Annotated in this window: 24 protein-coding genes and 1 pseudogene; 11 read left to right on the forward strand and 14 right to left on the reverse strand. The window is 37.7% G+C overall.

Annotated features, from left to right (window positions below):
- Positions 1-210 precede the first annotated feature (210 nt).
- From FAY30_RS23505 to FAY30_RS23525, 5 genes and pseudogenes are all read left to right on the forward strand, one after another.
- Positions 211-879: an MOSC domain-containing protein gene (locus tag FAY30_RS23505; protein ID WP_149872120.1), complete on the forward strand. Its 669-nt coding sequence runs from the start codon at positions 211-213 to the stop codon at positions 877-879.
- 382 nt (positions 880-1,261) lie between these two features.
- Positions 1,262-1,744, forward strand: a complete 483-nt coding sequence (locus FAY30_RS23510) for a sigma-70 family RNA polymerase sigma factor (RefSeq protein ID WP_149872121.1) — start codon at positions 1,262-1,264, stop codon at positions 1,742-1,744.
- Between the two features lie 587 nt (positions 1,745-2,331).
- On the forward strand, positions 2,332-2,880 hold the full coding sequence (locus FAY30_RS23515; RefSeq protein ID WP_149872122.1) for a hypothetical protein: 549 nt from the start codon (positions 2,332-2,334) through the stop codon (positions 2,878-2,880).
- A 219-nt stretch (positions 2,881-3,099) separates the two neighbouring features.
- Positions 3,100-3,302 (forward strand): annotated as a pseudogene (locus tag FAY30_RS23520) (IS1595 family transposase); the annotation flags it as partial.
- Between the two features lie 81 nt (positions 3,303-3,383).
- The gene (locus FAY30_RS23525; RefSeq protein ID WP_149872123.1) at positions 3,384-3,953 is read left to right on the forward strand and encodes a dihydrofolate reductase family protein; all 570 of its coding nucleotides are present in this window, start codon (positions 3,384-3,386) and stop codon (positions 3,951-3,953) included.
- A 311-nt stretch (positions 3,954-4,264) separates the two neighbouring features.
- Here the strand turns inward: FAY30_RS23525 and FAY30_RS23530 are convergent, their stop codons facing one another.
- The 4 genes from FAY30_RS23530 to FAY30_RS23545 form a co-directional block, all read right to left on the reverse strand.
- Positions 4,265-4,720: a GNAT family N-acetyltransferase gene (locus tag FAY30_RS23530; protein ID WP_149872124.1), complete on the reverse strand. Its 456-nt coding sequence runs from the start codon at positions 4,718-4,720 to the stop codon at positions 4,265-4,267.
- Positions 4,721-4,800: 80 nt separating this feature from the next.
- Positions 4,801-5,178: a VOC family protein gene (locus FAY30_RS23535; protein ID WP_149872125.1), complete on the reverse strand. Its 378-nt coding sequence runs from the start codon at positions 5,176-5,178 to the stop codon at positions 4,801-4,803.
- Between the two features lie 110 nt (positions 5,179-5,288).
- Complete coding sequence (locus FAY30_RS23540) at positions 5,289-5,735, reverse strand: GyrI-like domain-containing protein (protein ID WP_149872126.1); 447 nt, start codon at positions 5,733-5,735, stop codon at positions 5,289-5,291.
- A 623-nt stretch (positions 5,736-6,358) separates the two neighbouring features.
- Positions 6,359-6,679 (reverse strand): hypothetical protein, encoded by a 321-nt coding sequence (locus FAY30_RS23545; protein ID WP_149872127.1) that lies wholly within the window; start codon positions 6,677-6,679, stop codon positions 6,359-6,361.
- A 326-nt stretch (positions 6,680-7,005) separates the two neighbouring features.
- On the opposite strand from FAY30_RS23545, the gene FAY30_RS27345 reads away from it, so the two are divergent.
- Both FAY30_RS27345 and FAY30_RS23555 read left to right on the forward strand, forming a co-directional pair.
- Complete coding sequence (locus tag FAY30_RS27345) at positions 7,006-7,176, forward strand: hypothetical protein (protein WP_190284743.1); 171 nt, start codon at positions 7,006-7,008, stop codon at positions 7,174-7,176.
- Between the two features lie 806 nt (positions 7,177-7,982).
- Positions 7,983-8,426: a redoxin domain-containing protein gene (locus FAY30_RS23555; RefSeq protein WP_223821028.1), complete on the forward strand. Its 444-nt coding sequence runs from the start codon at positions 7,983-7,985 to the stop codon at positions 8,424-8,426.
- A 277-nt stretch (positions 8,427-8,703) separates the two neighbouring features.
- Here the strand turns inward: FAY30_RS23555 and FAY30_RS23560 are convergent, their stop codons facing one another.
- Genes FAY30_RS23560 through FAY30_RS23585 form a run of 6 tightly spaced genes read right to left on the reverse strand, consistent with a single transcriptional unit; the run spans position 8,704 to position 15,545 of the window.
- The gene (locus FAY30_RS23560) at positions 8,704-9,690 is read right to left on the reverse strand and encodes an ABC transporter permease (RefSeq protein ID WP_149872130.1); all 987 of its coding nucleotides are present in this window, start codon (positions 9,688-9,690) and stop codon (positions 8,704-8,706) included.
- Between the two features lie 15 nt (positions 9,691-9,705).
- The gene (locus FAY30_RS23565; protein WP_149872131.1) at positions 9,706-11,199 is read right to left on the reverse strand and encodes a sugar ABC transporter ATP-binding protein; all 1,494 of its coding nucleotides are present in this window, start codon (positions 11,197-11,199) and stop codon (positions 9,706-9,708) included.
- A gap of 58 nt (positions 11,200-11,257) precedes the next feature.
- Complete coding sequence (locus FAY30_RS23570; RefSeq protein WP_149872132.1) at positions 11,258-12,337, reverse strand: sugar ABC transporter substrate-binding protein; 1,080 nt, start codon at positions 12,335-12,337, stop codon at positions 11,258-11,260.
- Positions 12,334-13,005, reverse strand: coding sequence for a ribulose-phosphate 3-epimerase (rpe, locus tag FAY30_RS23575; RefSeq protein WP_149872133.1), 672 nt, complete (start codon positions 13,003-13,005; stop codon positions 12,334-12,336). The genes FAY30_RS23570 and rpe overlap by 4 nt, the downstream gene beginning before the upstream one ends.
- A gap of 18 nt (positions 13,006-13,023) precedes the next feature.
- Positions 13,024-14,565, reverse strand: a complete 1,542-nt coding sequence (locus tag FAY30_RS23580) for an FGGY-family carbohydrate kinase (protein ID WP_149872134.1) — start codon at positions 14,563-14,565, stop codon at positions 13,024-13,026.
- Between the two features lie 47 nt (positions 14,566-14,612).
- Positions 14,613-15,545: a sugar-binding transcriptional regulator gene (locus FAY30_RS23585; RefSeq protein WP_149872135.1), complete on the reverse strand. Its 933-nt coding sequence runs from the start codon at positions 15,543-15,545 to the stop codon at positions 14,613-14,615.
- 269 nt (positions 15,546-15,814) lie between these two features.
- Between FAY30_RS23585 and FAY30_RS23590 the strand changes: the two genes are divergently transcribed.
- The 3 genes from FAY30_RS23590 (at position 15,815) to FAY30_RS23600 (ending at position 18,566) form a co-directional block, all read left to right on the forward strand.
- The gene (locus FAY30_RS23590) at positions 15,815-16,591 is read left to right on the forward strand and encodes an SDR family NAD(P)-dependent oxidoreductase (RefSeq protein WP_149872136.1); all 777 of its coding nucleotides are present in this window, start codon (positions 15,815-15,817) and stop codon (positions 16,589-16,591) included.
- Positions 16,592-16,609: 18 nt separating this feature from the next.
- On the forward strand, positions 16,610-17,386 hold the full coding sequence (locus FAY30_RS23595) for an SDR family NAD(P)-dependent oxidoreductase (protein ID WP_223821029.1): 777 nt from the start codon (positions 16,610-16,612) through the stop codon (positions 17,384-17,386).
- A gap of 457 nt (positions 17,387-17,843) precedes the next feature.
- Complete coding sequence (locus tag FAY30_RS23600; protein WP_149872138.1) at positions 17,844-18,566, forward strand: DUF421 domain-containing protein; 723 nt, start codon at positions 17,844-17,846, stop codon at positions 18,564-18,566.
- 1,443 nt (positions 18,567-20,009) lie between these two features.
- On the opposite strand, the gene FAY30_RS27350 is transcribed toward FAY30_RS23600, so the two are convergent.
- The 3 genes from FAY30_RS27350 to FAY30_RS23615 form a co-directional block, all read right to left on the reverse strand.
- Positions 20,010-20,174, reverse strand: coding sequence for a hypothetical protein (locus FAY30_RS27350; protein ID WP_190284746.1), 165 nt, complete (start codon positions 20,172-20,174; stop codon positions 20,010-20,012).
- Between the two features lie 188 nt (positions 20,175-20,362).
- Positions 20,363-20,716: a DUF2178 domain-containing protein gene (locus FAY30_RS23610; RefSeq protein WP_149872843.1), complete on the reverse strand. Its 354-nt coding sequence runs from the start codon at positions 20,714-20,716 to the stop codon at positions 20,363-20,365.
- A gap of 1 nt (position 20,717) precedes the next feature.
- Positions 20,718-20,945, reverse strand: coding sequence for a helix-turn-helix transcriptional regulator (locus FAY30_RS23615; protein ID WP_149872139.1), 228 nt, complete (start codon positions 20,943-20,945; stop codon positions 20,718-20,720).
- Positions 20,946-21,197: 252 nt separating this feature from the next.
- Here FAY30_RS23615 and FAY30_RS23620 point away from each other — a divergent pair, with 252 nt between their 5' ends.
- Positions 21,198-21,986: an HAD family hydrolase gene (locus FAY30_RS23620; RefSeq protein WP_149872140.1), complete on the forward strand. Its 789-nt coding sequence runs from the start codon at positions 21,198-21,200 to the stop codon at positions 21,984-21,986.
- 4 nt (positions 21,987-21,990) lie between these two features.
- On the opposite strand, the gene FAY30_RS23625 is transcribed toward FAY30_RS23620, so the two are convergent.
- Entirely contained in the window at positions 21,991-22,128 is a 138-nt protein-coding gene (locus tag FAY30_RS23625) for a hypothetical protein (RefSeq protein ID WP_190284747.1), read from the reverse strand.
- Positions 22,129-22,678 lie beyond the last annotated feature (550 nt).

A 22,678-nucleotide genomic window follows, 5' to 3' on the forward strand; every position in this document is an offset into this window, starting at 1 on the left:
ATACCCTAGCTCCCTATAGTAAAACCAAAAACAACGAAGACGGTTCTCGTGGTCATTTTCAACCACGTTTTTCAAAAAAAGCCACCAGAACCGCCTCTGGCACCTGGCCCCCCTCATCCCTTGGTCTATGGTAAGATACATTGTAAGGGCAGGAATGCTAATATGGGATGTACATACAGAGCCAAAAATAATATGAGGAAGTGGGTACATATGACAGTGGCAGGCAGGAACAGGATTGAACTAAAAAATTTTTCAATTGGATTACCCCAAAAATTGAAGTACGGGAATAATAAGGAAATCGATTCAGGCATTTGCAAACAAACCATTGAAGAAGCGCTCTTAACAAAAGAGGGATTTCTCGGAGATGGAGTGGCGGACTTACAGCATCACGGAGGTCCAGACCGTGCCGTATGTGTATACCCCTATGAACACTATTTACTTTGGGGAAACGAATTTGCAACTACTTTACCGGCTTCCACTTTCGGTGAGAATATAACGGTAACAAATATGTTGGAAAAAGATGTCCATCTTGGGGATATTTTTCGGCTTGGAGATGCTGTTATCCAAATCACTCAAGGGAGAATCCCATGCAGCACCATTTCTAAGCGTACGAATAATCCATTTCTGCTAAAGAGGATGGTACAAACAGGTTTTACAGGGTATTTGTGCCGTGTGTTAGAAGAGGGGTTGGTCCGTAACGATTCTCAAATTACATTATTGGAGCCACATCCAAAAAAGGTATCCATTCTTTACGGAAATGAGATTTATTTTCATAATCAAAAGGATATCGAAGGGATAAAAAGAATTCTAGCTGTTGATGAATTGGCTAACGAATGGAAAGAACTGATGGCAGATCGGCAAAATATGCTTACCAGTTGAAAAAAGTGCAGGTTAATAAAGTAAATGATAGCACAGTGCGCCTAGTCGAGAATAATATATTACAATTTTTCGGATTAAATAAACAGGACGAGGTGACTGCCACCTCGTCCTTTCATTCGGATCTCCCCATTAGTTGTGCTCTACACAAGTAACTTCCGTTTCGAATTAACCCAATTGCCATTCCCCCTCAATTCATAGGAAATTCATCGAAAAAAAGCAATTTCCCGTTCAATAGTGTTTTTTGAACGGCGATTTTGATTTTTCCAGGTTTAAAATCCCGCCAAAAGTGAATTTGATCTGTTCGCTCAACTGTTCGTAACCCGTTATGGTAGAGGTACCCGGGAATACAATGAAAAGCGCGCTTTCTGAAAGGGTCCTACCATTGGAAAGCTTTGAACAGTTAGCTGAACAATACACACCGATGATCTACAAAATCATGCACTCATTACACATTTATAAGGACCAAGAAGAATTCTTCCAGCTCGGGCTTATTGCCCTTTGGGAAGCCTCCCGCCGCTTTGACGCAAGCAAGGGGAAACTCACCAGCTATGCTTACATGTACATTAAAGGGTATCTGCTCATGGAACTGAAGAAATGCCGCAAAAACGAGGAAAAAAGCCTTTATCCAAGTGATGAATTCTGGAGCGTCATCGAGGATCACACCCCCTTCTGCCCATTAGAGGAAGAAACGCTTCGCTCCTATTGTGCAGGCCTGACACCTAACCAAACAAAGTGGGTCCTCTACACCTCCCGTTATGGCTTATCGGCAAGCGAGATTGCTGCATTAGAGAAAGTGTCGGTTTCCGCTGTGAAAGGCTGGCGTGCCGGGGCGCGAGAAAAAATAAAGCAGTTGGTAATGGTCTAGGAACAACAAATCATGAAAGCAAATAGGTAAGGGCCTTACCGCTCAATAGACAGGTTCTACTTCGACGTTCGTACCTAAAATTTACTCAAACACCGAAGTAGACGGGTTCTACTTCGATGTTCGTACCTAAAATTCACCCAAAGGTCCAAGTAGACAGGTTCTACTTCGACGTTCGTACCTAATATTTACTCAAACACCGAAGTAGACAGGTTCTACTTCGATGTTCGCCCCTAAAATTTACTCAAACACCGAAGTAGACGGGTTCTACTTCGATGTTCGTACCTAAAATTCACTCAAACACCGAAGTAGACAGGTTCTACTTCGATGTTCGTACCTAAAATTCACTCAAACGTCCAAGTAGACAGGTTCTACTTCGATGTTCGTACCTAAAATTTCTCAAATACCTAAGTAGACGGGTTCTACTTCGATGTTAAGGCCTTCAAATCTCCCCTTCTATTTCCAAATAACAAATTATGCCATTAGTAAAATATACTTTTTAGTTATCCTCTTTAGGGTACACAACTAACGTCCTTAAACGCACTCAATGAATTGGCCGATTCTACGAAGCCTATTTTAGGAGGATAATCATGTTTGGATTCGCTGACATTATAAAATTCCTAATTTCTTTTTTCGTAATCCTGCCCATCGTGACACTTATCCATTTAAGCGGACATATTTTTTTTGTTACGCTTTTCGGGGGATCAGAGAAAAAAATCACAATCGGATGTGGGGCAATGGTATTTTCCTTTTGGAATATTGAAGTAAGGAGATACTACTTCTGGAATGGGGCCTGCGAGTTTAAATCGTTAAAGCATGATAACCGTGTTACGAATACCTTGATCTACCTTGGTGGGTCCATATTCAACCTTGCAGGTATTTTTCTGGTATACGCCCTTATTTCTGAAGGAATTCTAGATAATTCCGTTTTTTGGGATCAGTTTATCTATTTCTCTTTTTACATGCTGTTTTTCTCTCTATTTCCTATGTATTTTTCGGATGGGTCGCCCAGTGACGGGAAGGCAGCAGTACTCACATTGAAGAACCAGCATGAAAAGAAACTTAGTGACGATATTCAATTCAGGAAAATGGAAGAGCAAGATCAACCCAAGGAACAATCCAAGGATAATAATAAGTAATCGATCTTATGGGAACTTAAACGCCGATAACAAAATTCCGTACAATTTCCAACTAATCCATAGCATCTTTTTTCTGTAAGATTTGCTAACACAGTCACATATTCAAATTGTTCCTCGGTACCGCCTCGCTCCGTTAAAGGTAATGTTGATATTTGCCTTTCTCCCAATTCTTGATATAATTAAAAAAGAACATACATTCGCAACGAGAGGATGTTCAAGGTGAGCAAAGCGTTTAGCAACTTGTAAAAGTATACCGACAAATTACCACAAAAAAAACAAGTCGATCAATGGGTTAAACGCCATGTTGAGCCTTATTCCTCGGTTGGTGTTCGTTTAATCAATGAAATGAGAGAAACTCGTTTCAAGGAAGGCCTTGAGTGTCCTCCTTGTTCATACAGAACACGGTTGTTCGGTTCGGAAAAATGATTGGCTAAATTCGCTGTGTAATCCTTATACAACGGGGCAGAGGAAACAAAATCTGAATGATTAAAGGAGGAATAGTTATGTCAAATAACGTAAAACAGAGAAAAATAATTTTGGATTTGGCAGTTACTTTAGATGGTTTTATTGAAGGGAAAAATGGCGAAGTTGATTGGTGCATTATGGACCCAGATATGGATTTCACTAATTTCTTGAATCAAATTGATACAATTTTATATGGTAGAAAAAGCTACGATTTATGGGGACAATATATTCCAAAAAAGGAAGACTCCGATACCGAAAAGGAAATTTGGAAATTGGTTCATAGCAAAGAGAAATATGTGTTTTCCAGAACACAAAAAGAGACTGATAATCAAGCAATACTAATAAATGATAATATTCTTGAACAAGTTAATAAATTGAAGAAAAAGCCTGGTAAAGACATCTGGCTATATGGCGGAGCAAGTCTCATTACCACTTTTATAAATTTAGGGCTTGTTGATGAATTTAGATTATCCATACACCCTGTTGTTTTGGGAGAAGGCAAACCGTTGTTTAGTGATATTAAACAGAGGTTAAATTTAAAAGTGGTTAATACAAGAACGTTCTCTTCTGGAGTTGTACAAATAACCTATCATTATAATGGTAATTAATCCCATCATTCACTCGAAAGATATATCCTAATAAATTTTGAGGTAATACTTAAACAGTAGTTGGTACATATTCAACTATTGGAGGTTAGTGAATATACCGCAAACCAAAAACACCCGTCGTTTCGCCATTGTCTCTCCTCCATTATTTATACTCTAAGCGTGGTCCGAAATATTGATCTACAACAGTCTCACCACAGGGACAGTTTTCGTGGCTTTTATTTATATTAGTACAGACCACAAGAACCGTCCCCATGACCATTCGGTAATCTTATTAATTAAAGTGTTAAAGCTAACCAATAGCTAATAATACGTTAGCTTTTAAACTCCATAAAGTGACTTGAATTTGGATAAAGATTTCCCTTTGAAAATCCAATAGAAGAATAAAATGTATCAGCCTGTTCGGTATCTGTATGAAGCACCAAAATTTTATAATACCTTTTTGCTTCGTCAATGATCCTTTTTACCAAAATACTTCCCACACCGTTTCTCCTATACTCTTTACGAACATAAAACCTTCTCAGCCTGCCTATATAATGTTCATTTGAAAAGGGGTCTTTATTTAATCCGCCAACAGCAACAAGTAGACCTTCTTTATTAAACACACCAAATAATCCTTCTCCAGAATGGTGAAAAGTATTACTGCCATTTTTATAGTCATTTAATAATCGTTCTACAAAGCGAAAACCCTCTTCTTTGCTTTGCTTTACTATATGATCCAAATCATAATTCAACAGATCATTTATTTGTTTTACCTCATATTTCCCCATATGTATCCCCTTCGAATTCCGTAACTATTTCTCTTCTTTTTCAAAGAACAGAGGTTTGTACATAAACTTGTATAAAAATGCTATTGGCAAACTCCTAGAGGGTTATCGTCCGGGTCGTAAAATGTAAAAAATCTAGTGGTTCCTTCTCCACCCATTGCATTTACTTTTACATTCTTTTCAAGCAGAATTTTGTAGGTTTCTTCTATTTTGTCTGGAATAAAATTATAATATTTCCCTACTCCAAAATTATTATTTGGAAACTTCATTGGTTGATGATTGACTGTTCTAACAAGACATACTACGGTTTGAGAATGCTCTTCAATCTTCATTACAGCAGCCTCTTCTTCAATGTAAATAAGTTTGAATCCCAGTATTTCCTCATACCATTTCGCAGACATTTCGGGATCTTTAACCGGAATAAAAACTCCTTCCATCCCCCTTAAGAGTGGTTTGGTCATATATTCTATCCCCCTCATAAAATATGTTCAACTCTTGAATGGAACCGAAGTCCCCTTTAGTTTAAGAAAGCTACATTCAGTTAGGTATTTGTTGTCAAAATTATGGGATTTTAAATATAAATAGGTAAATAAATCTCAACTTCTTCCTCGCCATTTTCCATTGGATGATAGGTTTCAACAATATGAGATTTAAGATCCCTTTTATAACCCTGTTCCTCTGCCCAATTTAATAAAGTGCTATGTAAGGTAGCGATATTATTCATTTTCCCCCTTGTCGTGATGTAGTTTTGAGCAGTTTCAATATACTCCATCCCAGCTGGAACCTCTATTAGGGCCTCCTTAACGAGTAATCCTACATAATAATGGCCTTCCAAATGATTAGCATCCCTTTTAGGTTCAAAAAGGGCAACTTCCGTGCCTGCGCAATTTTCGATTTCATCTAAACGAATGAGGAATTTTCGGGCAAGGTTTGGAACATCGGTATCAAAATTAGCATAAGCCCCACTGCCTCTTATTCCTACAACCCTAAAAATTTTCTCTACCGTTTTACACTCCATCAATATCCCCCCTAAGGAATGAATAAGCTCTTACATACCAATTCCCTTCCAAATAATAAAATTCCTTCTTTTGAACTCGGTTAGGGATATTCTATTAACACAGCCTTCTTCTAATCCGACATCTGACACCCACTGACCCTTTTCCACAAATTCTCCTATCAAACAAACGTTTAATTAAAACCGCTGCAACCCTTGAAAAATACTCATTTCTCTTGCGCGTTTGATAAAAATAATGCCGAATGATGTCACAAAAATAAGGCACGAAGTAGATTCGAACCGCTAATATCACGAATCGACATCCGTTCGATGAATTTCCCTATATGATATACTATTCAAACATTTGTTTGAAACAGCAGCAATGGATTGGTAAATATGAATTTCCCTAGCAATTCATATAAGTAGCTTGTCGAGAATTGCCAGGGAAATTTACAGAACATAACCCACAAATAGGTAATATATGACTAGTTTCATGTCTACTTACAAGATTCAATCAATTCCTCATATTTTCGCTATAAGTTAAACGTTTGTTTGAATTGATTGCCATTCCTTTCCACTCCTGAACTTTCCCCTTCGAATGCTTGAAAATGATGGAGAAATCCGAACCCAAAATTCAGTATTCTTATTCAAGTATTTTTGAAAAACCATTCACCTTTGTTACCATGTCGATTCTCTATTTGATGTCTTATTGCCCCTACTGTTCTTTGCATTCCAACAGCAATCCATGGCGCGAGCACATCCATGCTTTCGGGGATAAGTATGAGTGATAATTTATCCAGAAATTCCTTCTCATCGGCTGCATATGGTAGACCATCGCTTGCTGGGATATAATCTGGGCTCAACGAGATAGGCTGTATAGATTTTAGGACTTTTAAAAACTGGTCAATGCTTACACCATAATCAATAAAGCTCATATTTTCACCATTAGAACCGTGAGTTAAATCCATATTGGAGCCTCCTAGTATCATTTTGCCTTCCATACATATTATATTGGTCGCCACCAAAATATGACTTATTCTATAGAAAGGTTGAGGAAAAATGGTGCCAGCAGTCGAACTTTGTATAATATATATATAACTCCAACTAAAACACTAGGAATTTCACATAGAGGATCGATTTCATCAAATTTTCCAATTGATTGGTACACAGCTGTAAGACGCATGATTTGGAAAAAAGTATAAATTTAAGCCCCTTTTTAGTGACATATATCACATAGAATTTCAAAAAAATCAATTAAAATAACTGTAAGTTTTAAATCAAGGGGGTTACTAAAATGTTTGTTGCTTGGTTTGCTGTAATCACTATTTTTTCAATTTGTACTTTTATCACCATTTCAATTTTTGAAGGAATTAAAGAAATTGATGCGAAGGATTTAGCTGACTTACAATCTAGACTTAAATACATGACCGAAAATGATAAAGAACTTTTGAAACAAACCATCTAATAAATGTAAAACAGCTTCCTTGGTGAAGCTGTTTTTTTGCAAGAAAGATAAGATTTTTATATTGGAACGACCTTCATCCCTTCCACCATTAGACATACCTCGACCTTTTTCCTTAAATCTCCTTATCAAACAAACGTTTATTTAAAATCGCTGCAGCCCTTGATACATACACCTTTCTCATGCCTGATCGTTAAAAAGTTTGATGAAAGATGTCATAAAATTAAGGATTGGAGTAGATTCGAACCCTTTTTCCATGAATCGACATCCTTTCGAGGAAATCCCCTATAGGATATACTATTCAAACATTTGTTTGAAACAGTGGCAAAGTATTGGTAAATATGAATTTCTCCAGCAATTCATATACGTAATTTGTTGAGAATTGCCGGGGGAATTTGCAGATAATATCCCACCAATATGTAATATATGACTAGTTTCACTTAAACTTACATATTTCTATCCATTCCACGTCATTCCGCAATTAATTAAATGTTTGTTTGAAAATTGGCTCACCCCGCACCAAGCCTCAAGTTCTCCTCCCAAATTCCTAAAAGGATTGTTGAAAACTGTCCCTAAAAATTCATGTTGAATAAGTCACAATCCCCCATCTACCAAACTATGAACGGAAGCAAATCCTATAAGGAACCGCCCCGTTTGCTTCCTTAGAATGAAGCGAATGGGGCGGTTTTTTATACGGATCAGCCTCCTTTTTATCGTCTTATTTAAAGGAAAGATGGACAAAATAATAAGGTTCGAAATTTTTGATGTAAGGAGGAATCTACTTGGAAGCTTCTTTGAAGGTTGGGGATATGGCTCCGGGCTTTTCGCTGGACGCAACAACGAAGGAAAAGATTTCACTCGCTGATTATAAAGGGAAAAAGAACGTTGTGGTTGCCTTTTATGGAATGGATTTTACCCCCGGCTGAATTAAAGAAATCGCCTCTTGGAAAGAGGACTACAAAAGATTTGAACAATCAGACGCAGAAGTACTATGTATCAGTGCGGATCATATTCACTCACACCGTGTTTTTGCAGCGAGTATGGGAACATTGCCTTATCCTTTATTATCTGACTGGCATAAAGAAACAATAAAAAGCTATAAAGTATTGAACGAAAAAGGCGAAGTAGCAATCCGTTCTGTCTTCGTTGTAAAAAAAGACGGTACCATCAGCTACCTAAACACCTCCTTTAAGGCAGACAAGAAAGAAGACTATGAAGCCGTATTCACCGAGCTCGAAAGATTAAAAGAATAAACGATTGAAGTTGTACATGATGTGGATGCAATGACGAAAGCAGCCGAGGGGAAAAATAGGATTCAGCCCCGCTGCTCTTCCATTCACCAAACGCATTTGCTATATAAATTGCAGTAATTTTAAAACAAAACCGTTCCCTTTCATATATAATAAAAAGGAGAAGTGCTGCGAACACTTCTCCTGACAACAGAACCCGTTAAGGGAAAAGTTGTTTATTTAATATTTTTTTAACCACCCTTATGCTTCCTACGGCGGGGTGGTTTTCTTATGAGTAGATTTAAGAAGAGAAAAACTTTAATTCATTTTTACTTGCGGCAAACGCTACTGCTATGACCATGATTAAACCTTTGGCAATATCTTGAATGTAGAAGGGTAAACCTAATAGGTTTAAACCATTGTTAAGTAGACCAATTAGTAGCACACCAACAAACGTTCCAATAATATTAGGCTGGCCAATTCTAATTGTCGTCATTCCAATAAATACTGCGGCTAAACCATCTAATAGAAAGGACGATCCTGCAGTCGGCTGGCCGCTTCCTAATCTAGCAGCCAAAACAATTCCCGCAATTCCGGCACCAAGCCCACTAAACATTAACCCAATTGTTCTGTATTTTAAGGTTTTGATACCTGAAAGCCTCGCCGCTGTCGCATTACCGCCAGTAGCATAAATATATCGTCCAGGCTTTGTATAGTTTAAGAAAATAAATACGACAATACCGAGAATCAGCATAATGAAAATGGGTGAAGGAATTCCGAATAAGGCCCCTCTACCCAATGCGGTAAATGAAATGGGCAGTCCACCGTAAACGGCTCTTCCTCCCGTATACATAAAATTGACACCTATAGCAATAGAAGATACCCCAAGGGTCACAATCATAGAAGGGATACCAACTTTTGTCGATACCACTCCATTTAAAAGTCCAATTCCGGCACCAACTGCTAGAGCGGCTAAAATAGCTGCAAGCATTCCCGACCCATTGGCAAGAAGCCCTGCTACAACTACTCCGGACAAACTTGCAATACTTCCAACCGATAAGTCAAAATCACCTGCTGCCATCGTAATTGTTAAACCAAATGCCACAATGGCTAAAGTAGAAACCTGACGCGCAATGTTCATGATATTATTTAATTCAAAGAATTTATCTACGAATATTGAAAATACAATAAATAGTATGAGCAACGTCGCAATAGTAGCATAATGGGATACTAGATAGCTTGTATCCAATGCCTTCTTTTCATTTCTTACAACTGATATACTTTGCATGTTAATCCCCCTCTGTTAGACTCCTAAAGAGCTTTGAATGAGTCTTTCATTAGTGACCTCATCTAATTGGATTTCGTCCACGATAGATCCTTCTTTCATAATATATATTCGGTCTGATAGCCCCTTTATCTCGGAAATATCTGAGGATATTAATATGATTCCGGCACCTTGTTTTGCTAAATCCACCATAATTTTATACATCTCAGCCCTTGCTCCAACGTCTACACCTTCAGTAGGCTCATCAAATATAAATACCTTTGGCTTTTTATCTTCCGAGACAATCCATTTTCCGAAGGAAACTTTTTGTTTATTACCGCCGCTTAAATTTTTTACCTTTTCATGAATGGACGGAGTTTTAATATTAAGGTCATTCACCATCATTTGAGAAATTTTTTCTTCTTTTTTAACCTGTACCCAAGAGAATAATGACATTTCACCCAAAAATGGAAGTGAGATATTTCGTTTAACCGGTTCGTCTAAAATTAAGCTTTTTTTCAATCGATCGTCAGGGATTAAAACAAGCCCATTTTCGATCGATTTAGGCACTGATTTTCTATTTTTAATCTCTTTTCCTTCTATGAATACTTTTCCACTTTTCCTATCTCTAGCACCAAAAATGCATTCAGCCAGTTCAGTCCTTCCAGACCCGACTGTACCAAAAATACCGACTATTTCCCCTCGCTTAACTGAAATAGTCACATCGGTTAGCTTCTGACCGTCAGAAACACTTTTTGCCTCGAATAGGACCTCCCCCAGCCCATGAGTCTTTTCTGGATACTCGCTATGGTGGTCTTTGTCAATCATCAGTTTAATGATCTCATCATTCGATGATTGCGACGTTATTCTTGTTCCAGCATGTGTACCATTTCTTAAGACGGTGATACGGTCTGACATTTCAAAAACTTCGTCTAAATAATGAGTAATAAAAATAATAGTAATACCATCATTTTTTAACTTTCTCATAACAGAAAACAACTTGTTTCGTTCATTTTCTGATAAGGCGGCTGTAGGTTCATCTAATATTAATATGCTCGGATGAATATTCAATATTTTTAAAACCTCAATGAGCTTTCGTTGTGCCGGGTTCAAATCTTTGACTTCTTTATTTAAATCCAGATCAATTCCTAACGTCTCCATCAAATGTTTTGCTTTTTTCACCAATTTCCTTCTATTAATAAGACCAATTTTACTTTCTTCTTGCCCTAGAAATATATTTTCAATTGCATTAAAACTTGGGATTAAACTCCCCTCTTGGGTGACAATCCCGATCCCTTTATCAATGGAATCTTGGATGCCGCGAAAAGAAACTTCTTTGTTTTCCAATTTAATCACACCGGCATCAGGAGTATAGGCTCCTGTTAAAACTTTGACAAAAGTAGATTTGCCCGCGCCATTATGACCAACTAAAGCATGGATTTCCCCTCTATTTAGGCTAAATTGGATATTATTCAATGCTTTAACCTTTGCGAAATGTTTGTTTACTCCCTCAACAGACAGTATTTCCTCCAATCGTCAAACCTCACTCTCTTGCGAGGGAGATACGGACATATCTCCCTCTTTATTTAACTTAATTTGAGCTATAGAAATCTTTGGCTTTATATGGTTCTACTCCATCTTCAGGTAAGTTCTTATCCGTTATTAAAGGTGTATCAACATAAACAGTGGTTGAATTTATTACTTGATCGATAGGTTTTCCTTCTGTTCTAATACTATAGATATACCCCGCTATTTTTTCTCCCATAACCTCAAATCCTTGGGCTACTGTTGCCGCAATTGGAGACCCCTTTTTCATTTCATCAATTGCAGGCGGATGACCGTCAATTCCAGTGACAAAAATCTTATCCTTACTAATTCCTGCTGCTTGAATAGCAGCTGCAGCAGCCATTGCAGGCTCATCCCAGCCAGTCCATACAGCGTCAATTTTATCTCCGTATCTAGCGATATAATCTTCCATTGTTTTTAGTGTATCTTCATAAAAATTTGTGTAATCAATATTATGTTCCTCAAGCACCTTAATACCTGGGTTTTCCTTTACAATCGTATCTAATACTTCTCCTCTTTTTCGAACTCCATGGTGTTCAGCCATCTTAAAGGCAACAATATTTCCTTCTCCACCTAATCTATCTACTAAATAACTCGAGACTTTAGACGACATCACGTAGTTATTACTCGTTACATCTACAACAATACCTGGTGTCCAGCCTGAGTCGACCGAAAAGACAGGAATGCCAGCTTTCTCTGCTTCTGCAATAGAAGCTTTTGCTGCACGCAGATCAGCCATTGAAATGATGATTGCGTCGACTTTTCTTTGAACCGCGTCCTCAATATTTGATGCTAGATTTTGACCAGATCCTTTACTATCAACAACACTCAAGTTCCACTTATATCCGCTTTTCTTAACGAAATCTTCAAATCCCTTTTTTGCTCTTTGTTCAGATTGTGCAGCTGAATTCATGTGAACCCAAGCAATTTCTAACTCTTCCTTCCCTTCGCTGCCTTTAGAGGAAGTTTCTTTTGAGGCTGACTCATTTTTACCTTTACCTGAAGATTCAGAATTCGAAGACTGCGTAGTATCAGCCGAACATCCAACAATAAATAGGAACGTTAATAACATCATCACAACTGCCCAAAGCTTTGGCTTTTTCATACTTTTTCCCCCTTATATGTGACTAATTGTCTCAAACTTTGAATATTCTTTTCGATTTCTTGGTTTTTGAATATCCTGCTTCCAATGATTAAATTTCCAACCCCTAACTCTATTAATCTATTAATATTTATTTCATTAACCCCTCCATCAACTGAAATAATGGTGTTAAGTTGTTCACTCTGAATAATGTTTTGGATAAACGTTATTTTATTAAATACTTCTGTTCTAAACTTTTGGCCGCCAAAACCAGGTTCAACTGACATTAAGTTAATTTGATCAAGTTCATGGATAAAATATTTTACTGAATCCAAACTGGTCATGGGCGCAAAAGCTAATGAAACGGAACAACCTCTATTCTTTACTTTCTCAATGGCTCGCAATGGATGTACGAGACTTTCAAATTGAAGTGTGATTAAATTCGCCCCTGCATCAATAAAGCAGTCAATATATTCCTCTTGCTTATACATTTCAAAATGGACATCGATCGGCAAGTCAGTAATTTTCCTCAGATGTTCTACTGTTTTGGGACCGAATGTGAGATTCTTAACATAATGACCATCCATTATATCCACATGGATCGAATCCCCACCTCCTTTCGCGATAGCTAAGATATCATTTTGAAGATTCATGTGATTTCCATCTAAAATTGAGGGTGAGATTAACACCATACACTCATCTCCCTTTCCTTAAATTTGAACGGTTTCTGTAATCCCCTTCATCCAAGGCTGAAGAATTGGGTAGGCTTCATTATACCTTTGGGATATTTGTTTATATTTAAGATGATTTTCAAAATTTGGCTCTACTTTCTTCTTATAATGAACCATGTGACTAACTGCCTCCGGTATACTCGAATATCTCTTTGCAGCAACACTTGCCAAAATAGCAGAACCTAAACTTGGTGCCTGTGTCACTTTTGGTACATAAATTGGCAGATTACTAACATCTGCGTGAATTTGTAAGAACAAATCACTGTTTGATGCACCACCGGCAACGTACAATTCAGTCGCGTTAAAACCGTTTTTCTTAAAGCTATTAATAACCAAGTCTGTTCCAAATGCGATTCCTTCCATTAATGCCCGGTAAATATGTTCCCTGCGATGATTTAGTGAAAAACCATACATCAATCCTCTTACATCCGGATCAACATAGGGGGTTCTGTTCCCCTGCCAATACTCTAAAACTAACAACCCATCTGAACCCGGCGGTAATTTACTTGCCTCCGGAGTTAAAAAATCGAATACGTTCTGATTCAGTTCTTGACTCTTCTGGACAAGGTCCTGGCAGAAATTATTTATAAACCATTTGATAACGGATCCTGTAGAAATTTGCCCGCCTTCAACCATTTTCAAGCCCTTAATTACTGCATCTGGGAAGCCGCCAAATATTCCTTTTCCGTTAAAGTTTTGCTCCGTTAAACCCATTAACAAATGTGATGAGCCAGTAATTAACCCTAACTTTCCAGATTCAACAACCCCTAATCCGATGAGCCCGACAAACGCATCTGCCCCACCTTGCGCAACTGGGGTTCCCGGTTCTAAACCTAAGTCGTCAGCTGCTGCTTTTGTTAACCCGCCGACAAATTCACCTAGATCTAAAATATGTTTTGGGAATTTTCCAAAAATATCACCTAGACCAATTCCTTCGTAAAAGTCATACGGCCATCCACCTTCATCCCGATTGTAATACCACCTCGTAGTAGCATTACAAGTACTGACTGTCCAACTACCAGTCAGCATATACGTATACCAATCAACAAACTCCACAATTTTATCAGCCTTATCATAGTTTTCAGGTTCATTTTGTTTCAGCCAAAGGGCCTTACATGGCATCCATTCAGCTGAAACTGTGTCGTATCCGCTCATTTTTAAGATAGGGTGCTTCGTTTCTGCAATAAACTTTGCTTGTTTATTAGCACGTATATCCATCCATATCAGTGGATTTCTTATAGGCGTTCCATCATCCTTACACGCAATGACACTGCAGCAAGTTGCATCATAACTGACCCCAATGATTTGTTTCTTATCAATTCCGGAATCTGCCAAGGCTTTTCTTGAACTTTTAGCTAAAGCGCTCCACCAGTCCCTGGGATCCTGTTCAGCCCAGCCTGGGTGAGGATGATAGGTTTTGTATTCAGTCGAGGCAAACGTAATCTCATTTCCTTGTAAATCAAATAATCCTACTCTAACTCCCTCTGTACCAGCATCAATTCCCATTACAATTTCTTTCATTGTCTTCCCCTCCAGTTTGGCATCGCTTTCATATTTAACAACTGGAATTATTCCAGTAGGTACTGAGCGACATTCTCACATGTGATTAAAACATCTACCCAATTCCCTTGTAATGCTGCTTTAATTACTTCCTTTTTTTCGTTTGTCCCAGAAATCAGAACCACTTTTGATTGCTCACTTAACTTACTAAAATCAGGTCCAACTACCCTTTTATGGATATCCAAATTTAAGATATTTCCCTTTTTATCAAAGAACCAAGAGCCAATATCTCCTATTACCCCGTCATTTTCCATTATTTTCGCTTCTTCCTTACTGATGATTCCAAGATCAATAAACGTTGAATCGGTGACATTTCCGACACCCACAACGGTGATGTCTGCATTTAACCCCATCTTAAAAACACTCTGAATCATCGGGTCCGTTATAATGGCATTTTTTAATTCTTCATTTCCAACGATAGCAGGGGCATATAAGGGATAAGCAGTACCTCCAAATTTATCTGCAATTCTTCTACAAATATCATTGGAGTGCAATTCAGACTTAACCTGCCCTAACCCTCCAGTAATTGGAACAATATTACAATCAACCTTTTCTTCCACTTCTAAGCAGTTTGCAACTTCACTTAAAGTTTTACCCATTGAAAATGCAACGGTCATTCCTTCCTGAATATTTTGTTTAAGATAATTCATTCCGGCTTCGCCCAATACCTTCAAAATATTCTCCTCGATAGCCGAATAGGATGGAACCACTATTGCTTCCTCAATATGGAATTTCTCTTTTAAAGGTTTCTCTAGAGAATAGCACCTTGTATTCAATGTCTGTATTTCAATTTTGACAATCCCACGATCTCTTGCCGTCTGTATCAGCCTAGATACCGTGGAATTTGAAATATTCAATAATGAAGCAATTTTACTCTGTGGAAGATTGTCAATGTAATACATATAAGCGACTTTTGTTACTAACTCGGTATTATTTTGCATTCTATTTCCTCACTCTAAGACGACTTTGAAATTATTTTCAGTCAATTGAAAATTTTCTCTATGGTTATCATTAAAACACCTTAATTTCATTTTGTCTATACTTTCCAATAAAATTCAGAAAATAATTTCACCATTACAAATATTCAGGAAAATAATTCGAAATATTTTTCACAACCTTGAAATTATTCCCGTTGTATGCCATTATATATCTGTATTCTAAATATTGGTTAAATTTTCATTATTATGAATAGTAAAGGAGGAAGAACAAAATGAATTTCGAAGGGAAAATTGCCTTTATCACCGGAGCAGGGAGAGGAATAGGAAAAACAGCCGCTCTGCTGCTAGCTAAATATGGTGCCGATATTGTTGCCTGTGATCTAAACTTTTCAAATTTAAAAGAAACAGCTGAAGAGGTTGAAGCTCTAGGCAGAAGAGCCATCATCAGTGAAGTAAACGTGACGAATAAAGTAGATATTGACAAAGCCGTTCAACAGGCTGTTGAGGAATTTGGAAGAATAGATATTTTAGTAAATTGCGCAGGGATTATCTCAACATCCTTACTTGTAGATGCTGAAGAAGAAATGTGGGATCAAATTATGGGTGTAAATGCTAAAGGGACCTTCTTAACCTGCCAATCAGTTGCTAAGCAAATGATCCAACAAAATAGCGGTAAAATAGTAAATATCTCTTCCATTGCATCAAAAACAGCTGAATATGCTAATGGACTTTACTGTACTTCAAAAGCAGCGGTTAATATGATCTCTCAAACATTAGCATTAGAACTAGCTCAATATAACATAAATGTAAACGCTATCTGTCCTGCCTATACCAATACGGATATGATGCAAAACGTGTTCAATAATAGAGGGCCAGTAGAAGGAATGACACCAGAGGAGTATCAAAATTACCTTACTTCCTTTGTACCGCTAGGAAGAATGGCTGATCCAATTGAAATAGCAGAATTAATCGCTTTTCTTTCAAGCGACAAATCTAACTTTATCACAGGAACCACTTATACAATAGCTGGCGGAAAAGAATTACATTAATCCTGATTTCTTAAGGTGGTGCAAATCTTGAATATTTTAGATAGTTTTAAATTAGATGGAAAAACAGCATTAGTAACTGGCGGTGCAAAAGGATTAGGAAAGAGTATATCAAAAGCGCTCTCTGATGCTGGTGCAAATGTTGTTATTATAGATATTGATGAAGTAGAAGCGAAAAAGGCGATAGAAGAGCTTTCAAGAAGTGGTGATCATTTTGCCTTAAAAGCGGATATTACGAACGAATATGAAGTAAAAGACGCTATAGCTACTATTATTGAAAAATATAAACAGATTAATATTCTAGTAAATAATGCCGGAATATGCCAAAGAATTGAATCTGAAAATATGTCGTTAGAAGATTGGAAAAAGACATTTGATATTAATATTAATGCCATGTTTTTAGTATCCAAATATGTCTATCCTACTATGAGGGATAACGGCGGCGGTTCCATTATCAACATGGCTTCGAAGGCTGGAATCATCTCGCTTACCTATCCACAGAGTGCATATAATGCGTCTAAGGGTGCTGTAATCATGTTAACCAAAAGCCTTGCCCAAGAATGGGTTGGAGATAATATAAGGGTAAATGCGATTGCCCCAGGGTTCATGCAAACAGATATGACGAAGCCTATGTTTGAAAATGACGGTCCGCTTTCCTTTGTTGTGGATCTAGTTCCAATGAAAAGAGTGGGCTTGCCGCATGAACTAGGCGGAGCAATCGTATTGCTTGCTTCCGAAGCTTCGTCATTTACAACAGGATCTATTATATCTATCGATGGCGGATATACTATGGTATAAAAATCATATATTCGAACAAATGACCTCGTTTTGAACCGAGGTCATTTTATATTACAGCTACACCAATTTCCGAATCGGATTATGGGAATTTTAAAATTGAATGTGAAATTAAACTGAAGGACATTTTTGCAGAGCGGGTGATGATGATCCTATTTATGAACAAGTTTTAAGGAAACTAGGAAGTGACATAAGCCTGATAAACTATCATCTATTTCAGGATAAAGTAGACACTAGTTATTTCACCTTGAATTCAATCCGTAAGGATATGCCAAAATCACTTGAAAGTATGAATAAAGATATCATTTCATTTTTGCTGGGATAAAGGGCGTGCCAGAGGTACCATTTTTAAATAATGTAAAATAAAATATCGGTTAAAAAATAAATGAATACCCCATTAATCTCCTTCTAATACTACTATCTATAGCTAGATAATAAGGTATAAAAGAGGTAGACCTATATGGGAAATGTTTTTTTCATTACAATACTTAAAGGTATTGGATTATACGTGTTAGCATTATTCTTAACCCGAAAAATAGGCACAAAACTTATTTCGCAAATGAATTTTTTTGATTTTATTATGGGTGTTTCAATGGGTTCGATAGTCGCAAATGCTGTTATTGATAAGCAATTTGCAACATTTTCAGCTATTACTACCTTAATATTATTTACCATTTTGACTCTATTTACTGGATATTTAAGCTTAAAAAACCTCACATTAAGGAAGCTGATCAATTCTGAACCGGTTACTTTAGTTGAAAATGGAGCCATTGTGGATGAAAATATGAAGAAAATAAAATGGACCATAAATGAATTAAAGATGAAATTAAGAGAAAAAAATGCCTTCAATGTTGCGGACGTAGAATTCGCTATAATGGAAACGGATGGTAATTTATCAGTATTACCCAAATCAGATAAAAAACCACTTACTCCTTCTGATATGAACATTCAAACAACAAGTTCAGGTCTTGAAAAGGATATAATCATTGATGGAACGATAATGGAGGAAAACTTAACAAGTACTGGATTAGATAAAGAATGGCTAACTTCTGAACTTAATAAACAAAATATCAAAGATTGTTCAGAGGTTTTTTATGCTGGATTAGATAACAGAAAAAAACTGTATATATCTAAAATAAACAGGACCAATAAAGAAACAGTAAAAAAAGAAAACGCACTGTGAATTTGACCTGAAAATCCACGTGCGTTTTCCTATGCGATAACTTGTTTGCACACCTCTAAAGTGAACCCTTAAACCGTCCTCCTGGCACCCTGGTACCGCTCCTATTTTCGGAATATATCCGCTAGTATGAGGGCGGCGGCGTCCATTAGGGATGATTTTTCTATCAGTTTGCCTGGGATGATGGTCAGGTCTTTTTGAAATACTTCGATTGCGCGATTCCTCGCGATCGTGGCTGATATTCCAATCATTTTTTCATATTTCTCTGGGAGTTTTCCTCCAATGAGAATGGGATCGGGATTGAAATAATTGATGAAATTGGTCAAGCCTATCCCAATATAGTTGGCTGACTCCAATGTCTCTACGTAGACTGCTTCTATATCGGGGTTTGTGCTTAAATTTTCATGAAACCCCTATGTAGACATTCTACTTCGACGTTAAGGCTTAAATTTTTCTCCAACATCCAAGTAGACTGGCTCTACTTCGACATTCGGGCTTAAAATTCACTCTAACATCCAAGTAGACTGGCTCTACTTCGACATTCGGGCTTAAATTTCTCTCCAACATCCAAGTAGACTGGCTCTACTTCGACATTCGGGCTTAAAATTCACTCCAACTTCCAAGTAGACCGGCTTTACTTCGACATTCGGGCTTAAAATTCACTCCAACATCCAAGTAGACTGGCTCTACTTCGACATTCGGGCTTAAAATTCACTCCAACTTCCAAGTATACTGGCTCTACTTCGACATTCGGGCTTAAAATTCACTCCAACATCCAAGTAGACTGGCTTTACTTCGACATTCGGGCTTAAAATTCACTCCAACTTCCAAGTAGACCGGCTCTACTTCGACATTCGGGCTTAAAATTCACTCCAACTTCCAAGTAGACCGGCTTTACTTCGACATTCGGGCTTAAAATTCACTCCAACATCCAAGTAGACCAGCTCTACTTCGACATTCGGGCTTAAAATTCACTCCAACTTCCAAGTAGACCGGCTCTACTTCGACATTCTGGCTTAAAATTCACTCCAACTTCCAAGTAGACCGGCTCTACTTCGACATTCGGGCTTAAAATTTACTCCAACTTCCAAGTATACTGGCTCTACTTCGACATTCGGGCTTAAAATTCACTCCAACATCCAAGTAGACTGGCTTTACTTCAACGCTAAGGCTAAAAAATCACCAAAACGTCGAAGTTGGAACGGTTATTATCAAAAAACAGGATTCAGTCCCGCTGCCCTTAAGTCCGCTGAACTAAACCCTTAATTGTAACTATTGAATTAAAATGGTAGCTTATGGACCCTACCCACGCATATTCGATGAATATCAGAGCGTGCCAGGGACCGCAATCTACTGCTTTAAGCTTTAGCCGAGTGGGACTGACTCCAATGTCTCTACGTAGCCTGCTTCTACATCGGGGTTTGTGCTTAAATTTCCATGAAACTCCTACGTGCGTTCTTGACTGGATTTTGCAAATTGATAATAGGTAATACTTCCAAGAAGAGTCGAGGTAACTAAGATCAGCAGTGAAAAGATCAAAATTAATTTCACCCGATATGGAAGCGACAACAAAGATTGTTTGAGGTTTTGTTTCATCGTGACTAATTCCATAAGAATCCCCTTTTCTCCGAATAAGCTATGTATTGCTTTCTACATTTTTCGAGGAATTCCTTTGTTACCTGAAAAAAAGGGGCCAGGGGGAAAAGTTGATATTCTTGATCGATGATTCTTCTTGTCCCCGTTCCATTTTGCAGCTGAATTGCTCTTTCTAAATCTTCTTTTCCTTCTATCTTAGTTCTTTAGTTTAAAAAATCTTTTTTATATCGAACGGCTAGATAGATTCCTGAAGCGAAGAATGCAAGAGAATATTTAAATAAGAAGAAAATTTGCCACATATATTCTTTCGGGAAAATCACGTCGCACAAAATGACTCCACATAACATAATAAGGGCACTTTTTAAAGATATTTGATTTGTTCTTTCGTCCGCCTGACCCATTTTCTTTCGAAATACGTATGTCAGAATCGCTCCGACTAAAAGCAATACCATGCCGATACCAATAAGCATGTTCCAATTTCCCGAAGATTGTTCAGCCCAGGACTTTAAAGGGTTAATAATGGCGTTAGGGATATCTGAAATAGACTTATTTTCCATTTTAATCATTTCCTTTCACATAAGTAAAAACTTCGTTTACATCAACATTAAAAAATTCAGCAATTCGAAAAGCCAACAGCAGAGTCGGAACATAATTTCCTTTTTCCATTACGAAAATGGTTTGTTTGGAAACCCCGACTTTCTCTGCTAATTCTTGCTGAGACATTCTGGCAAGTACACGATATTCATAAACCTTATTTGATATCGAATCACCAAAATCTTTCTTCATGATAACCACCTCTTGAATTAAATTATAAACTCAGTTTTTATAAAAGTAAAGTAAACTTATATAAAAACATAAAATACATTTACATTTGAACAGATTACTTTGTTTTAACAAAAGCCAGAATGTAGAAAGGAGTTTTCTATTTGTTGTTCACCTGCTTCTTAATAAACTTCATTTAATCTATACACTCCGTTTACAAGGCTTTAATCTTCAGGTGATATGATTGCTTTAGCAACGAATGAGGAGGCAGAATAAATGAATGTGCGTGCAATATTTATTGATATGGATGGGACACTACTAAAAGCCTCAAACACCATTTCCCACCGAAATAGGGAAGCCATTAATAGGCTCATGAATCAGGGAATCATGGTTTTTCTAGCTACTGGACGACACTATGAAGTAACGGCTCCCTACCATAAAGAAATGGGATTGCAAACTCCGATGATCTGTTTGAATGGTTCCGCTATTCACGCGGCGGATACAGGAAGAGTTTTGCAAATGAAAACCGTCCAATTGAACGAAGAACGTTTTCACCATCTTACTGCTGAAAGTCCTTGTAATGTTATGGTCCATACAGCACATGGGCTTTATTGTAAGGAAACGAATGAAGAAATAGATTATTGGACAAATGTGGGGCAAACTCCGCCGCGGTATATTGGAGATTTAAGACAGGCAAATTATCAAGATGTACTTAAATATAGTGTCCGAACAGGTATACCAAGTCCGAAAATTTCTGCCTTGTTTAACAAGGAAGCAGCAGTCATTGATTGGAATGATGGGTTTGAGCTGCTTGCTCCTAATGTTTCCAAATGGTCTGGTATAAAAACCTTACTTACCGAACTTCGAATGAGTCCAAATGAAGTCGCAGCCATTGGAGACGGACCCAATGACATAGAGATGCTTCGTCATGCCGGTATGGGTGTCGCAATGGGGAACGCTAGCGACGAGGTTAAAACAGCTGCTGATTTTGTTACGGGACATCACGAAAATGATGGATTAGCTGAATTTATAGAACGTTATCTGATAAAATCACTTGCGATTTAGCGTTTTATTCAAACGCACCGAATCCAACGGGAAGGATGAGATGTGTGCCTTTATTCAACTCGTACCGTCCGCCATTATGAAGAAGGGCATCGTCTCCCCTAATCACACTAAGCAGCAAATACAGATCATGCGCCAGGAACAATTAAAAATGCCCTTCCTCTTCTGCATCGACGTTAAGGCTTAAATTTTACTCAAACATCCAAGTAGAAATGGTTTTAATCAAAAAAACAGGGTCCAGCCCCGCTGCTCTTAAAGTCGCGGAACTAAACCCTTCATTGTAACTATTGAATTAAAATGGCAGCGCATGGACCTACACACCCACACACGCTTTTTCCGACAAATATCGGGTCGTGCCTGGTACCGTTTTAATAGATTGGAGAAAATTTTTAAGCTATTTTCGTAATTAATATTGTTATTAACAGCGTTCATCCTCGTAAGCCGCTTTTAAATAGTGTAATTTTATACCTTTTTTAGAGAGCCAATAGGCGGGATTGGATTCATTTGCGACTAAAACCTTGGCGGGAATGCACCCAATAAGCCGGATTGGATTCATTTTCGCTAAAAACCTTAACCGTATTGCATCTAATAGGCCGGATTGGATGCATTTTCACTTAAAACCTTAACCGTATTGCATCCAATAGGGGGGATTGGATTCATTTTCACTTAAAATCTTGGGCGTATTGCATCCAATA

It is taken from the genome of Bacillus sp. S3 (assembly GCF_005154805.1).
Classification (GTDB): domain Bacteria; phylum Bacillota; class Bacilli; order Bacillales; family Cytobacillaceae; genus Neobacillus.